The organism is Streptomyces sp. NPDC017225, assembly GCF_044331465.1.
In the GTDB taxonomy this organism is placed as follows: domain Bacteria; phylum Actinomycetota; class Actinomycetes; order Streptomycetales; family Streptomycetaceae; genus Streptomyces.
In genome coordinates, this window is sequence record NZ_JBIRNE010000002.1 from 92,100 (window position 1) to 107,154 (window position 15,055).

10 protein-coding genes and 3 pseudogenes are annotated in these 15,055 nt (G+C 72.2%); 7 read left to right on the forward strand and 6 right to left on the reverse strand.

Annotation, left to right across the window (positions count from 1 at the left end; all coding sequences use genetic code 11):
* The first annotated feature begins 90 nt into the window (after nt 1-90).
* The 3 genes from ACH4NX_RS04050 (at nt 91) to ACH4NX_RS04060 (ending at nt 6,784) form a co-directional block, all read left to right on the forward strand.
* Nucleotides 91-1,530: an NAD-dependent succinate-semialdehyde dehydrogenase gene (locus tag ACH4NX_RS04050; RefSeq protein ID WP_398127030.1), complete on the forward strand. Its 1,440-nt coding sequence runs from the start codon at nt 91-93 to the stop codon at nt 1,528-1,530.
* A gap of 45 nt (nt 1,531-1,575) precedes the next feature.
* Complete coding sequence (argG, locus tag ACH4NX_RS04055) at nt 1,576-3,021, forward strand: argininosuccinate synthase (RefSeq protein WP_279562984.1); 1,446 nt, start codon at nt 1,576-1,578, stop codon at nt 3,019-3,021.
* Between the two features lie 379 nt (nt 3,022-3,400).
* Nucleotides 3,401-6,784 (forward strand): CARDB domain-containing protein, encoded by a 3,384-nt coding sequence (locus ACH4NX_RS04060; RefSeq protein WP_398127029.1) that lies wholly within the window; start codon nt 3,401-3,403, stop codon nt 6,782-6,784.
* 93 nt (nt 6,785-6,877) lie between these two features.
* Here ACH4NX_RS04060 and ACH4NX_RS04065 read toward each other — a convergent pair whose 3' ends face one another.
* Nucleotides 6,878-9,118: a hypothetical protein gene (locus ACH4NX_RS04065; protein WP_398127028.1), complete on the reverse strand. Its 2,241-nt coding sequence runs from the start codon at nt 9,116-9,118 to the stop codon at nt 6,878-6,880.
* A gap of 100 nt (nt 9,119-9,218) precedes the next feature.
* Nucleotides 9,219-9,350, reverse strand: a pseudogene (locus tag ACH4NX_RS04070) (peptide ABC transporter ATP-binding protein); the annotation flags it as partial.
* Between the two features lies 1 nt (nt 9,351).
* Between ACH4NX_RS04070 and ACH4NX_RS04075 the strand changes: the two are divergent.
* A pseudogene (locus ACH4NX_RS04075) lies at nt 9,352-10,014 on the forward strand (ROK family protein); the annotation flags it as partial.
* Nucleotides 10,011-10,690 (forward strand): annotated as a pseudogene (locus tag ACH4NX_RS04080) (N-acetylmannosamine-6-phosphate 2-epimerase). The pseudogenes ACH4NX_RS04075 and ACH4NX_RS04080, both read left to right, overlap by 4 nt.
* Before the next feature lie 71 nt (nt 10,691-10,761).
* Here the strand turns inward: ACH4NX_RS04080 and ACH4NX_RS04085 are convergent.
* Complete coding sequence (locus ACH4NX_RS04085) at nt 10,762-12,216, reverse strand: glyceraldehyde-3-phosphate dehydrogenase (protein WP_398127027.1); 1,455 nt, start codon at nt 12,214-12,216, stop codon at nt 10,762-10,764.
* Nucleotides 12,217-12,322: 106 nt separating this feature from the next.
* Here ACH4NX_RS04085 and ACH4NX_RS04090 point away from each other — a divergent pair, with 106 nt between their 5' ends.
* Entirely contained in the window at nt 12,323-12,793 is a 471-nt protein-coding gene (locus ACH4NX_RS04090; RefSeq protein WP_398127026.1) for an SRPBCC domain-containing protein, read from the forward strand.
* Between the two features lie 21 nt (nt 12,794-12,814).
* Here ACH4NX_RS04090 and ACH4NX_RS04095 read toward each other — a convergent pair whose 3' ends face one another.
* Together ACH4NX_RS04095 and ACH4NX_RS04100 are read right to left on the reverse strand one after the other, a co-directional pair.
* Nucleotides 12,815-13,396: a hypothetical protein gene (locus ACH4NX_RS04095; protein ID WP_398127025.1), complete on the reverse strand. Its 582-nt coding sequence runs from the start codon at nt 13,394-13,396 to the stop codon at nt 12,815-12,817.
* A gap of 210 nt (nt 13,397-13,606) precedes the next feature.
* Entirely contained in the window at nt 13,607-13,933 is a 327-nt protein-coding gene (locus tag ACH4NX_RS04100) for a DUF2795 domain-containing protein (RefSeq protein ID WP_398127024.1), read from the reverse strand.
* A gap of 277 nt (nt 13,934-14,210) precedes the next feature.
* On the opposite strand from ACH4NX_RS04100, the gene ACH4NX_RS04105 reads away from it, so the two are divergent.
* Complete coding sequence (locus ACH4NX_RS04105; protein WP_351397865.1) at nt 14,211-14,612, forward strand: SseB family protein; 402 nt, start codon at nt 14,211-14,213, stop codon at nt 14,610-14,612.
* Nucleotides 14,613-14,633: 21 nt separating this feature from the next.
* Here the strand turns inward: ACH4NX_RS04105 and ACH4NX_RS04110 are convergent, their stop codons facing one another.
* Entirely contained in the window at nt 14,634-15,047 is a 414-nt protein-coding gene (locus ACH4NX_RS04110) for a MarR family transcriptional regulator (RefSeq protein ID WP_351397867.1), read from the reverse strand.
* Nucleotides 15,048-15,055: the final 8 nt, after the last annotated feature.

A 15,055-nucleotide genomic window follows, 5' to 3' on the forward strand; every position in this document is an offset into this window, starting at 1 on the left:
CCGGCATTCCGGCGCTCGGGCGCACGAGCACCGCACACCGGCACACGGCGACCGAGCCCGGCCCACCGGCCGGGCACCAGGAGGGACCCCATGACCGACACCCCGACCCAGCTGTTCATCGGCGGTGCCTGGGCGGACGCCGCCGACGGCGCCACCATGCCCGTCGACGACCCGGCGACCGGCGAGATCCTCTGCCATGTCGCCGACGCCGGCCCGAAGGACGCCCGGCTCGCCCAGGACGCGGCGGTCCAGGCGCAGGAGGAGTGGGCCCGCACGGCACCACGGGCGCGCAGCGAGATCCTGCGCCGCGCGTACGAGATCGTCCTCGACCGCACCGACGGGCTCGCCCGCCTGATGACGTCCGAGATGGGCAAGCCGCTGGCTCAGGCCAGGGGAGAGGTGGCGTACGCGGCCGAGTTCCTCCGCTGGTTCTCCGAGGAGGCCGTCCGCGTCGGCGGCGGTCACGGTGTCCTCCCCGACGGACGCAACCGCATGCTGCTCTCCCGGCGCCCGGTCGGCCCCTGCCTGCTGATCACCCCGTGGAACTTCCCGCTGGCCATGGGCGCCCGCAAGATCGGCCCGGCGGTCGCGGCCGGCTGCACGATGGTGCTCAAGCCCGCCCCGCAGACCCCGCTCTCCAGCCTGGCCCTGGCCGCGATCCTCAAGGAGGCGGGACTGCCGGACGGCGTGCTGAACGTCGTCACCACCTCCCGGGCCGGGGAGGTGTGCGAGCCGCTGTTGCGCGGCGGACTGATCCGCAAGCTGTCCTTCACCGGCTCCACGCAGGTCGGCCGGCTGCTGCTCGCCCAGTGCGCCGACACCGTCGTCCGTGCCTCGATGGAGCTGGGCGGCAACGCGCCGTTCATCGTCTTCGGCGACGCGGACCTGGACGTGGCCGTGGACGGCGCGATGGTCGCCAAGATGCGCAACATGGGCGAGGCGTGCACCGCCGCGAACCGCTTCTTCGTCCACCGGTCGGTGGCCGGGGAGTTCGCGCGGCGCCTGGCCGCCCGCATGGGCTCGCTCGTCGTGGGCCCCGGCACCCGGGACGGTGTCGACGTCGGCCCGCTCATCGACGCCGCCGGACGCGCCAAGGTCGAGGAACTGGTCTCCGACGCGGTGGAGCGCGGCGCCCGCGTTCTCGTCGGCGGCCGTACGCCCGAGGGCCCCGGCCGCTTCTACCCGCCCACGGTGCTCGCCGACGTCAGTGCGGACAGCCGCCTGATGGGCACGGAGATCTTCGGTCCCGTGGCGGCGATCCTCACCTTCGACGACGAGGACGAGGTCGTACGCCGGGCCAACGACACCCCCTGGGGACTCGTCGGCTACGTCTTCACCGAGGGCCTCGACCGCGCCCTGCGCGTCAGCGAACGCCTGGAGGTCGGCATGGTCGGCCTCAACACCGGCCTCGTCTCCGACCCGGCCGCGCCCTTCGGCGGCGTCAAGCAGTCGGGACTGGGCCGCGAGGGCGGAACGGTGGGCATCGAGGAGTTCCTGGAGTACCAGTACGTCGCGATGCCGGCCCGGTGACCACCCACCTTTGCATGGTCATGCGTAATCATGCATACTCTTCCTATGTCCAAGGTCCTCACCTCCCTCCCCACCGGCGAGCGCGTCGGTATCGCCTTCTCGGGCGGCCTCGACACCTCGGTCGCGGTCGCGTGGATGCGTGACAAGGGCGCCGTCCCCTGCACGTACACCGCCGACATCGGTCAGTACGACGAGCCCGACATCGCCTCGGTGCCCGACCGCGCCAAGGCCTACGGCGCCGAGATCGCGCGTCTGGTCGACTGCCGCGCGGCGCTGGTCGAGGAGGGCCTGGCCGCGCTCACCTGCGGGGCGTTCCACATCCGCTCGGGCGGGCGTGCCTACTTCAACACCACGCCGCTCGGCCGTGCCGTCACGGGCACGCTCCTCGTCCGGGCGATGCTCGAGGACGACGTCCAGATCTGGGGCGACGGCTCCACGTTCAAGGGCAACGACATCGAGCGGTTCTACCGGTACGGCCTGCTCGCCAACCCGCAGCTGCGGATCTACAAGCCGTGGCTGGACGCGGACTTCGTGACCGAGCTCGGCGGCCGCAAGGAGATGTCGGAGTGGCTCATCGCCCACGACCTCCCCTACCGGGACTCCACGGAGAAGGCGTACTCCACCGACGCCAACATCTGGGGCGCCACCCACGAGGCCAAGACGCTGGAGCACCTCGACACCGGCGTGGAGACCGTGGAGCCGATCATGGGCGTGCGGTTCTGGGACCCGTCGGTCGAGATCGCCGCCGAGGACGTCACGATCGGCTTCGACCAGGGCCGCCCCGTGACGGTCAACGGCAAGGAGTTCGCCTCCCCGGTCGACCTGGTGATGGAGGCCAACGCCATCGGCGGCCGGCACGGCATGGGCATGTCCGACCAGATCGAGAACCGGATCATCGAGGCGAAGAGCCGCGGCATCTACGAGGCCCCCGGCATGGCCCTGCTGCACGCGGCGTACGAGCGCCTCGTCAACGCGATCCACAACGAGGACACCCTCGCCCAGTACCACGCCGAGGGACGGCGTCTGGGCCGGCTGATGTACGAGGGCCGCTGGCTGGACCCGCAGTCGCTGATGATCCGCGAGTCGCTGCAGCGCTGGGTCGGCTCGGCGGTCACCGGCGAGGTCACGCTGCGGCTGCGGCGCGGTGAGGACTACTCGATCCTCGACACCACCGGCCCGGCGTTCAGCTACCACCCGGACAAGCTGTCGATGGAGCGCACCGAGGACTCCGCGTTCGGTCCGGTGGACCGGATCGGCCAGCTCACCATGCGCAACCTCGACATCGCCGACTCCCGCGCCAAGCTGGAGCAGTACGCCGGGCTCGGTCTGATCGGCACCGCCAACCCCGCCATCGGTGCCGCCCAGGCCGCCTCGACCGGGCTGATCGGTGCCATGCCGGAGGGCGGCGCGCAGGCCATCGCCTCCCGCGGTGAGGTCTCCGGCGACGACGAGCTGCTGGACCGCGCCGCGATGGAGTTCGGCACCGACTGATCCAGTCCCCCGGGGGACCCCGCACCGGCAAGGGCCGGCCCGACGCCTACTGGCGTCGGGCCGGCCTTTCTGTTTCTCGTCCCCGTACACCGCTTGCGTGCCTCGCGAGGTTCGGCAGCCACTTCCAGGCCCTGTCGGTGGTACCTGACCAGGTCACAGTCAACGCAAGTACGTGGCAAGCGACGCAAGCCGTTTGCGTCCCAAATCCCGCTGTAACGAGGACCGTTGACAAACCGGTGACGCACTAGAAATCTGATGACGCACTTTCCGCAAAGAATCGACTGTCCTGCTCAATTGGCGCGCATGGTCGGTGCGTCGGTGCTCCCCCTCCCCGCCGGCCTGCCGCGCTCCCCGACTCCCCAAGGAACAGAGGACCCCCATGAGATGGAGATCCCTCGGCCGACGGTCGCTGACGGGCGCCGTCGTGGCCGGGCTGATGACGGTCGGGCTGCTCCCGCTGCCCCTCACGGCCACCGCGCGGGCCGCGACGGCCGCCGCCGACGTCAACCTCGCCCTCGGCCGCCCGGCAACGGCGGGCGGCTCGCACGGCTCGTACCCCGCCGGCCACACCACCGACGGCACCCAGGCCTCCTACTGGGAGGGCCCGGCCGGTTCCTTCCCCCAGTGGGTGCAGGTCGACCTCGGCGAGGTCCGGAACGTCGAACGGGTGGTCCTCAAACTGCCCGCCGGCTGGGAGAGCCGCAGCCAGACCCTCTCCCTCCAGGGCAGCACCGACGGATCCACCTTCGGCAGCCTCGCGGGATCTGCCGCACGGGCGTTCACCCCGGACCGGGCCAACACCGTCTCCGTCGACCTCGCCTCCCCCTCCGAGGCGCGCTACGTCCGCGTCCACGTCAGCGGCAACACCGGCTGGAACGCCGCGCAGCTCTCCGAACTGGAGGTGTACGGCGAGGAAGTGGACACCGAGCCACCGCCCACCGGCACCAACCTGGCCCGCAACAAGCCGGCCGAGGCCACCTCGTCGGTGCACTCCTACGTCGCGGCCAACGCCACCGACGACTCGACCTCCACCTACTGGGAAGCGGCCGGCCACCCCGCCGACCTCACCGTGAAACTCGGCGCCGACGCGGACATCAGCGCCGTGGTCGTCAAGCTCGACCCGGCCCCCGTATGGGCGGCCCGGACCCAGAGCATCCAGGTCCTAGGCCGGGAGCAGGGCCAAAGCGACTTCACCTCGCTGCGCGCCCGGGCCGACCACGCGTTCAGCCCGGGCAACGACAACACGGTGACCATCCCGGTCACCGGCCGCGTATCCGACGTACGGCTCAGGTTCTTCGCCAACTCCGGCGCGCCCGGCGGTCAGGTCGCCGAGTTCCAGGTCGTCGGCACCGCCGCGCCCGCACCCGACCTGACCGTCACCGGCCTCGACTGGTCACCCGCCGACCCCTCGGAGCGGGACGAGGTGACCGTGAACGCCACGGTCCGCAACGCCGGCACCGCGCCCTCGGCCGCGACGACCGCCGAGGTCACCGTGGAGGGGACGACCGCCGGCAGCGCGGAGGTACCCGCGCTCGACCCCGGCGAGTTCGCCGAGGTCGCCGTCGCCACCGGCACCCACGCGGCCGGTGACTACGCCGTCGCCGCGGTGGCCGACCCGGGCGACACGGTCGCCGAACTGGACGACACCAACAACAGCCGCACCGCCTCCGGCCGACTGGTCGTCGACCGGGCCCCCGGACCCGACCTGGAGGTGCGCTCCATCACCACCGATCCGGCCAACCCGGCCGTGGGCGCGAAGGTCTCCTTCACCGTCGCCGTGCACAACCGCGGCACGAGCGCCGTCCAGGCCGGCTCGGTGACCCGGCTCCAGGCCGGCTCCACCACCCTGAACGGCACCACCGGCGCGGTGGCCGCCGGCGCCACCGTGAACGTTCCGGTCAGCGGCACCTGGACGGCGACCGGCGGTGGCGTCACACTCTCCGCCACGGCCGACGCGACCGGCGTCGTCACCGAGACCAACGAGAACAACAACGTGCTCGCCAAGTCCCTCGTCGTCGGACGCGGCGCCGCCGTGCCGTACACCGAGTACGAGGCCGAGGACGGCCGTCACAACGGCACCCTGCTCACCACCGACGCCAAGCGGACCTTCGGGCACACCAACTTCGGCACCGAGTCGTCCGGCCGCGAGTCCGTCCGGCTCGACTCGACCGGCGAGTACGTCGAGTTCACCTCCACCACACCCACCAACTCCATCGTGGTGCGCAACTCCGTCCCCGACGCCCCCGGCGGCGGGGGAGCGGACGCCACGATCAGCCTCTACGCCGACGGCGGCTTCGTACAGAAACTGACTCTGTCGTCCAAGCACAGCTGGCTGTACGGAAACACCGACGACCCCGAGGGCCTCACCAACCGGCCCGGCGGCGACGCGCGGCGGCTGTTCGACGAGTCCCACGCGCTGCTGGACAGGACCTTCCCCGAGGGCACCGAGTTCCGCCTCCAGCGCGACGCGGGCGACTCGGCCGCCTTCCACGTCATCGACCTGATCGACCTGGAGCAGGTCGCGCCGCCCGCGGCCAAGCCCGCCGACTGCGCCTCCATCACCGAGTACGGTGCCGTCCCCGGCGACGGACTCGACGACACCGACGCCCTCCAGCGCGCCGTCACCGCCGACCAGAACGGCGAGATCCCCTGCGTGTGGATCCCGGCGGGGCAGTGGCGCCAGGAGCAGAAGATCCTCACCGACGACCCGCAGAACCGCGGCCAGTTCAACACGGTCGGCATCCGCGACGTCACCATCCGCGGCGCGGGCATGTGGCACTCCCAGCTCCACACCCTGACCCCGCCGCACGAGGCCGGCGGCATCAACCACCCGCACGAGGGCAACTTCGGCTTCGACATCGACCACAACACCCAGATCTCCGACATCGCCATCCTCGGCTCGGGCACCATCCGCGGCGGCGACGGCAACCACGAGGGCGGCGTCGGACTCAACGGCCGCTTCGGCCAGGACACCAGGATCAGCAACGTGTGGATCGAGCACGCCAACGTCGGCGTCTGGGCCGGCCGCGACTACTCCAACATCCCCGAGCTGTGGGGCCCCGGCGACGGCCTGGAGTTCACCGGCATGCGCATCCGCAACACCTACGCCGACGGCATCAACTTCGCCAACGGCACCCGCAACTCCACGGTCCACAACTCCTCCTTCCGCAACACCGGCGACGACTCCCTCGCGGTGTGGGCCAGCAAGTACGTGAAGGACACCTCCGTGGACGTCGGCCACGACAACCACTTCCGCAACAACACCATCCAGCTCCCGTGGCGGGCCAACGGCATCGCGGTCTACGGCGGCTACGGCAACACCATCGAGAACAACGTCATCTCCGACACGATGAACTACCCCGGCATCATGCTCGCCACCGACCACGACCCGCTGCCCTTCTCCGGACAGACCCTCATCGCCGGCAACGCCCTGCACCGGACGGGCGGCGCGTTCTGGAACGAGGACCAGGAGTTCGGCGCCATCACCCTCTTCGCGCAGGGGCCGGACATCCCCGGCGTGACCATCCGGGACACCGACATCCTCGACTCGACCTATGACGGCATCCAGTTCAAGACGGGAGGCGGCGAGATACCGGACGTGAGGGTGGACAACGTCCGCATCGACCAGTCGAACAACGGCTCCGGCATCCTCGCGATGGGCGGCGCCCGCGGCAGCGCCACCCTCACCGACGTCACCATCACCGACTCGGCCGAGGAGGACGTGACGATCGAACCGGGATCGCAGTTCAAGATCAACCGGTGAGACCGGCCGGCGGTCCGGTACGGCACCGCCGGCAGCACCCGCCCGGCGACGCGGAGCACCAACGCGTCGCCGGGCGGCACGCCGTCGCGTTCCTCACGCGCCGGGAAGCTTCTCCGGCGACCGTCCCGCGGGATGGCGGGAGTCGTCCTGGCGGCGTTCGGCGTTGAGTTCCCGGACCGCGCCGAGCGCGTCGCCGATCGTCGCGTAGTCCACCGCGATGAAGTTGACCGGTCTGCCCCGCCGCCGCTCGCAGGTGCGCGCCCGCTCCAGTACCCGCTGCCGGGAGTTGACGACCCCGGCGTCCAGCCGCCGCCCGCCGCCGGCCGTGACGAAGTGGTTGAGCAGGAACAGCCGCTTGTCCGCGCCGCCCCGGTTCGGCAGACAGGACATCTCGTCCGGGCTGCGGAACGCGAAGGGCGTCTCCATGCCGTACCGGTAGAAGTTCCGGTACCACGGCGCGGGCCCGTCGGCCTTCTCCGCGAAGACGACCAGGCGCCGGCCGTCGTCGATCATGTCCCCCAGCGGCGGCCACGGGCGGTCCGGGTCGGCGTCCGGCTCGTACAGCAGGTCGGACAGCCCGGCCCGCTCGAAGGCGCTCTGGCTCTCCGCGGAGCCGACGCCGTCCTGAAGGATCAGGGTGACGACTTCCGTGGGGTTCGCGCGCAGCCACTCACCGATCTGGCGCAACGCGGGCTCCAGTTCGAGGGCCCCGGCCCCGCACACCGAGTGGCACAGCCACAGGCCCGGGTGGGGAGGGTTCACCCGCTCCAGGATCCCGGTGAGCCGCCGGCGCAGCGCCGGGGAGAAGTCCGAGGTGCTCAGTCGGTCCGCGACCTCCTCGGGCCGCTCCCACCGGTGCGTGTCGAGCAGCAGGACGCGCACCCCCGCGTTGAGCTGACCGACGATGTCCGGGTCCTGGAGGGGGCCGATGAACCGGTCCGCGGTCGTGGCCATCGCGTTGTGCGACGCCAGCTGGGCGATCTCGTCGTAGCGGGCGTCGCACAGCTCGGCGCTGCCCTGGCAGACGCGGGGCGCGGAGCCGGTGATCGCCACCGGCGCCAGCATCGTGCCGACGAGCGCGCACGCCGTGACGGCGAAGGTCAGGGTGGGGCCGTGCCGCGGATCGGTGAGGACCGGCACACCGGGCCTGGTCTGCCAGACCCATCCCACGGTGATCAGCAGGGCGCCGGCGGCCAGCAGGATCACCGCGACGACGGTGGCGGTGGTCAGGAGCCGGTCGAGAGCGGTCGCCTGGATGTCGCCGAGGAGGGACGACGCCGTCGGAGGCCAGGACGACGGGGTGTCGAACAGCGCGTCGCCCAGCGCGAGACGCAGGACGAGCACCGTCAGCGCCATCAGCGACGCGGCGGCGGCCGGCACCCAGCCGAGCGGGATCAGCCGGCGCTTGGCGGGAGAGGGTGTGGAGAACCACAGCAGCGTGAGCGCGGCGGCACAGAGCACGGCCGCCGCCGGTTCCACCACCTCCTGGAAGAGGCGGGTGACGGCACGCGCGCGGTCCACCGGAGCGAGCGCCTCCTGCCGGGGGTCGAGATCGACGGTGATGACCCACGTGCCGTCGTTCGCCTCCCGCAGCAACTCCGCGGCGGCTGCCCGGACCTGGTCCGTCAGGGCGACCGGCGCGACCGCGGCCAGCGCCGAGGCCACGTCCCCCCGGTCCAGCGCCGTCTGCACGCCGGGTCTGGTGTCGGCGCGCGCGTCCGCCGGTACCAGCCGCATCAGGGCCTCCGTGGCCGCGGCCGCCTGGTCGGGGGAGAGCGGCAGCGACGGCAGGCCCTCCAGCGGGGCCTCACCGGCCACCACTTGTGCCGCCAGTTCGGACAGCCGCTGCACGAAGGCCTGGAAGTCGGGTTCCGACCGCTGCTGGAGGGCGGCGACGGCATCACCGAAGTAGGCCTGGCTGAGCCGTTCGACGTTCGCGACCACGGGCTCCAGGTCGACCGTGACCCGCAGCCGGTCGCGGTCGCCCTCCAGATAGTGGATCACCTCGGCGATCTGCCGGTCGCCCATGGCCCGCAGTGTCTCCGGCGGGATCACGACCTTGAGGTTCGAGGTGATGGTGGACTGCGGGACGGGCAGCCGGTCCAGCAGTTCCTGGGCCAGCGGCGTACTGGCCGGGTCGACCAGTACCTCGTCGTAGAACCGCTGGTAGGCCCGCTCGTCCTCCAGTACCTGACCGTAGAACTCCGAATCGAGCACGGTGCTGCGCACGACGGCGGCCGCGGCCAGGACGGTCAGGCTCAGCACCGCCACGCACCAGATCAGCACCTCGACCCAGGGCGAGCGCCGGGGCGGGCGCCGAACCAGTGCGTTCATGGCCCCATTCTCGTTTCAGCCGACCGTCGTGCGACACGGCGTCCGAGCGGGGAACGCCATCACACGCATGCCCCGGCCCGGTCGGCCGATGCGGGCCGGGTCAGCCTCCGCTCAGGGCTTCCTCCGTCATCATGCTCTGCTGAGGGTGGACACAGTGCCAGCGATGGCCGCCCGGACCCTCCGTCGCCGCCGGGAAGGCGGTGGCGCACGCGTCGTCCGCCTTCCAGCAGCGGGCCCTGGCCACCGGCCTCGCCACCCGCACGGGGTCCCCCGTGGCCTGCGACAACGACGTACGCGCCGCCGCGGCGACAGAACTCGCCGGGCTGGGCGCCGACGGCACCCTGATCTACGCCGCCGTCGGCACCGGAGTCGGCGGAGCCGTCGCCGCCGACGGGCGCATGCTGCACGGCGCGGCCGGCATCGCGGGCCACCTCGGTCACCTGCCGAGCCCCGAGGCGGCCGGTCTGCCCTGCACCTGCGGCGCCACCGGCCACCTGGAGGCGATCGCGGCGGGCCCCGCCATCACCGCGCACTACGGACGGATCAGCGGGGAGGACGCCGACCGCCTCCAGACCGTCGCCGAACGCGCGGCCCACGGCGACGCGCACGCCGCGTCCGCCATCACGCTCGGCGCCCGGGCGGTGGGCCGCGCCCTCGGCGGCCTCGCCAACGCGCTCGGCCCGCACCGGGTCGTCGTCGCCGGCGGCGTACCCGGGATCGGCGCCCTGTACTGGGACGCCCTGTGCGCGGCGTTCGCGGCGGAGCTCATGCCCCCGCTGCGCACGCTGCGCCCCGCCGCGCCGAACGGCGGCGCCGACGCCGCGGTCCTCGGCGCGGCCGAGCTGACCCGCACCCTGCCTCTGCACGACCCCCTCACCACTGGAGTCCGTACATGACCTCGGCCCCGTCCCTGGCCGAAGCCCTCAAGGGCCGCCTGATCGTGTCCTGCCAGGCGCCGCCCGGCGACCCGATGCGCCACACCGACACCCTGGTCCGCATGACCCTCGCGGCGCGGTCCGGCGGCGCGGCGGCCGTGCGCGTCAACGACCCGGAGGTCGTCGCGGCCACCGTCGCGGCTGTCGGCCTCCCGGTGATCGGCCTGTGGAAGGACGGTGACAGCGACGTCTTCGCACCCCGACCGTGCGCCACGCGCTCGCCCTGGTGGAGGCCGGCGCCGCGGTCGTCGCGGCCGACGCCACCGCGCGCCCGCGCCCCGACGGCAGTACCTTCGCCGAACTCGTCGAGGCCGTGCACGCGGCGGGCGCCCTGGTCATGGCCGACGTGTCGACGTTCGACGAGGGGGTCGCCGCCGCCGGCCAGGGCGCCGACCTGGTCGGCACCACCCTCTCCGGCTACGTGCCGGGCTCCCCGGCGCAGACCGCCCCGGACCTGGCCCTCGTGGCCGACCTCGCGGCCGCGCTGGCCATCCCGGTGATCGCCGAGGGCAGGATCGCGACGCCGGAACAGGCGGGCCGGGCGCTCGCGGCGGGTGCGCACAGTGTCGTCGTCGGCACCGCCATCACCGCGCCGACCGCGCTCACCCGCGTGTTCGTCGAGGGCCTCACGCCCTGACCCGGCACGCGCGAGGGGCGGCGGGACATCGCGTCCCACCGCCCCTCGCGCACGCCCGCTCCGTGCGAGGATCAGACCGCCGGGGCCGGATACGTCGGGTACTCCACGCCGGAGACGTGCTGCACGACGCGCACGACCTGGCAGGAGTAGCCGAACTCGTTGTCGTACCAGAGGTAGAGGATCGCGTTGTCGCCCTCGACCTTCAGCGCGCCGGCGTCGACGATGGAGGCGTGGCGCGAGCCGATGAAGTCGCTGGAGACCGCGTCGGGGGCGCTGATGAAGTCGATCTGGCGCTTGAGCGGCGACGTCAGCGACACGTCGCGCAGGTGGTCGAGGACCTCCTCGCGCGTGGCCTCGCGGGCCAGCTGGAGGTTGAGGATCGCGATCGACACGTCCGGCACCGGCACGCGGATCGAGCTGCCGGTGATCCTCGCGTTGAGGTCCGGGAGAGCCTTGGCGACCGCGGAGGCGGCGCCCGTCTCGGTGATGACCATGTTCAGCGGCGCGGACCGGCCACGCCGGTCGGACTTGTGGTAGTTGTCCAGCAGGTTCTGGTCGTTGGTGAACGAGTGGACCGTCTCCACGTGGCCGCGCAGCACGCCGTACTCGTCGGCCATCGCCTTCAGCGGCGGGACGATCGCGTTGGTGGTGCAGGACGCGCAGGACAGGATCCGCTCGTCCGGCTTGATGGTGTCGTGGTTGACGCCGTGCACGATGTTGGGGACGTCGGCCTTGCCCGGCGCCGTCAGGACGACCTTGTCGATGCCCGGGCGCAGGTGCTTCGAGAGGCCCTCGCGGTCGCGCCACTTGCCGGTGTTGTCGATGAGGATGGCGTTCTTGATGCCGTACGCCGTGTAGTCGACCTGCGTCGGGTCGTCGGCGTAGATCACCTTGATGGCGTTGCCGTTGGCGAGGATCGTGCTGTTGTCCTCGTCGACGGTGATCGTGCCCTGGAACTGGCCGTGCACGGAGTCGCGGCGCAGCAGCGAGGCGCGCTTGACGATGTCTTCGGCGGCCCGCTCGCCACCGCCCCGGACCACCATGGCGCGCAGCCGCAGGCCGTTGCCCGAGCCGGCCTTCTCGATGAGCAGGCGGGCGACGAGCCGGCCGATGCGGCCGAAGCCGTACAGGACGACGTCGCGCCCCTCGCGCCGGTCGGTCTTGTTGGCGCCCGTGGCCCCGGCGACGGCGTCGGCGGTGAACTCCTCCACCGTCAGCCCGCGGTCGTCGCTCCTGTAGGTCGCGGCGAGCATGCCGATGTCGATCTGCGAGGGACCGAGGTCGAGCGTGGTGAGGGCCCGCAGGAAGGGCATCGTCTCGGTGACCGACAGCTCCGCGCCGGCGATCTGGCGGGCGAAGCGGTGGGTCTTGAGGATGCTGACCACAGACTTGTTCACCAGGGAACGGCTGTGCAGCAGGATCGTGACGTCCTGCTCCCGGTGCAGCTTCCCGATCATCGGGATCATCGATTCCGCGATCTCTTCGCGGTTCTTCCAGTTGGTGAACGAGTCGTCGTTGGCAGTCACGTCTCTATCTTTCGAGCTAGGCGGCGCTCATATGCTAACCCGATCGCCCTTCTGATCGATCAAGTGGGCCCCCGGGCGATCAGATGAGTGCAGTAGCATCGTGTCCATGCACTCGACCCGGGTCTCCTGGCGCGTGAACGCCCCGCGCTCCGCCGTGTACCGCGCGCTGCTGGACGCGGACGCCGTCGCCGCGTGGCGGGCTCCGGACGACATGACCGCACAGGTGCACACGTTCGACGCCCGCGAGGGCGGCACCTTCCGCGTCTCGCTCACCTACGAGTCGGCGGCGGGGGTCGGCAAGTCGGGCGCGCGCACGGACACCTACCACGGGCACTTCGCGCGGCTGGTGCCCGACGAACAGGTCGTGGAGGTGCTCGAGTTCGAGTCGGCCGACGCCGCCTTCGAGGGCACGATGACGATGACCACCACGCTCACCGACGCGGACGGCGGCACGGAGGTCGTCGTCACCCACGACGGACTCCCGGACGCCGTGCCGGCCGCGGACAACGAGACGGGCACGCGCATGTCCCTGGCCAAACTGGCCGCACTCGTGGAGGCCGGCGGGCGCCCCGCCTGAGCGCACGCCGGACCGCCCGCCTCAGCGCACCCCGTCCCACGTGTGGGCGACGTCCACCACGACCCGGCCGTCCAGCGCCAGCACCCGGAAGGGCAGCCGGGCGCGGACGCCGAGCCCGATCTGTGTCTCGCCCTCGAAGCTGCCGGCGAACCGGGTGTCCTCGAAGGAGCGGTAGCCGGTGAGGTCGACACCCGGCAGAGGCCGCCCGGCCCGGCCCGGATAGGTGGCGTCGCCGGTCTCGGGCCGGTAGCCGGGTGCGGCGATCCTGACCTCCAGGACGGCTTGGCCGCCCACCGCGATCGGGCGGCCCGAGCCGTCCTGGTGCAGTCGGTCGACGTACCGGACGAAGTAGCCCAGACGCCCGGCGCTCGCACCGGGCACGTCGACGACCATCCGGTCGAAGCACGCGTGGCGCCCCGTCCTGACGTCCTTCACCGGCGTCGTCGTCCCCACGACGCGGGTCTTGTCGTGACTGCCCCAGCCGGTGGCGCACGCCGTGGAGCGCGCGGTGTCGCGCACGGTGCTCCGCGCGTCGGTGACCGGGGCCGCGTCGGCCGCGACCGTGGCCGTCCCCAGGGCGGTGCCCGCGAGCACGACCGCCATCCATGCCGTTCTGCTTCGTCGCATCGTGTCCCCCGGGGGGTCTGCGTGTTCCGGTATTGGATGAGACGGGCCGATTGACCGAAAGGTTGCGGTGCGACGGGAGCCCTTGGGTGGTGCGAGGAGCGCGCGTGGTGTCCCGAGGGGGCGCACCGCCCCGCCGTGCGCCGGTCGAGGGGCCCGGCCGGCGCGACGCGGCGGGCTTCCAGGACGTCAGCGGTCCCGGTCCAGTTCCTCCTCCACGGGCGGCTTCGGCACCTCGCGCAGATGCTGCGACTGGCCCGGCTTGCCGCCGGCGCGAGCTTTTTCGGCGCGCTGCGCGGGAGAGGTGCCGAGGTCGGAGGCGGGGTCCACGCGGACCGACCTCGCCACCTCCTCGCGGTTGGCGTAGCTCTCGGGCGGAATGCCGCGCAGTGCGGCGACGGCGTCCGGCGAGGCGCCCGCCTCGCGCGCCGCCCGGATCAGGTCGTCCTTGCCCGCCGGGAAGTCGACGTCCTTGACGGCGTCGACCACCTCTCGGGCGCTGGTGGTGTGGGACATGAGCACTTCTCCCAGTCGGTGGCTCGACTCCCGGGGTCTTTCGGGACCTTCGTGGCCCTTCGGGGACCTCCCGGGTAACCGCATGGGCCCCAGTACTCACATCCCGGGCATGTCGTCGTGGACCCGGACCGCCCTGACGGTGCCGGGCCGAACAGGTTGGCGACGGCGTCGGGCGTCGAACAGGATTGCGCCCCGGGTGATCGGGTACGCGAGCCTGAACCGCCCCCGTGCCGGCCATCGGGGCGGGCTCCATCACCGCCGCTACCAGGGATCTGCCATGGAAACACCCGCGAACGAAAACTCCGTCTCGCCCGCCCACCGCGCGCTGGACGTACTTGCCGAGAACACCGAGGACACGGCGGCGCTCGACACGCTCGCGAGCAGCGACGTCCTCGTCCCGGTGCCCGACGACGCGGACGGCCAGGACGCCGCCGACCCCGGGATGCTGGCCCTGCCGGTGCTGGAACAACAGGGCGGCCGTCAGGTGGTGCCGGTGTTCACCTCCGAGCTGGAGATGGCCGATCTGCTGCCGTACGTCTCCCGCTACCGCATGGTGCCGCTGGGCGCCCTCGCCGCGCAGTGGCCGGCCGACGACCTGTCGCTGTCCATCGACGCCGGCTCGGAGCACCGCCTCACGCTCACGTCGGACGGCGTGCGCACCCTGCTGGCCCGCCCCTAGGGACGGAAGGGGCGCGCGCCGTCAGGGGCGAGCGTGAGCGGTACCGTCGTCGCCGAGCATGCGGGCCAGCACGGCCCGCTGCAGCGGCAGTACCTCGGCGTGCAGGTCGCGGCCCCTGCGGGTCAGGGCGACGTACACACCGCGCCGGTCCTCCGCGCACATCGTGCGCTCCACCAGCCCGTCCCTCTCCAGCCGGGCGATGAGCCGGGACAGCGCGCTCTGGCTCAGATGGACCCGGCCGACCAGGTTCTGCACCCGGCACTGGGAGCCCTCCTCGGGCCCCTCGGTCACGAGGAGGTCGAGCACCTCGAAGTCGCTCGCGCCCAGACCGTGCGGGTGCAGCGCGCGGTCGATCTCGCACATGGTGCGGGCGTGGACCGAGAGGATCTCCCGCCACCGTTCCTCGAGCCGCGCACCGGCCGTCTTGACTGCCATACGTGCAC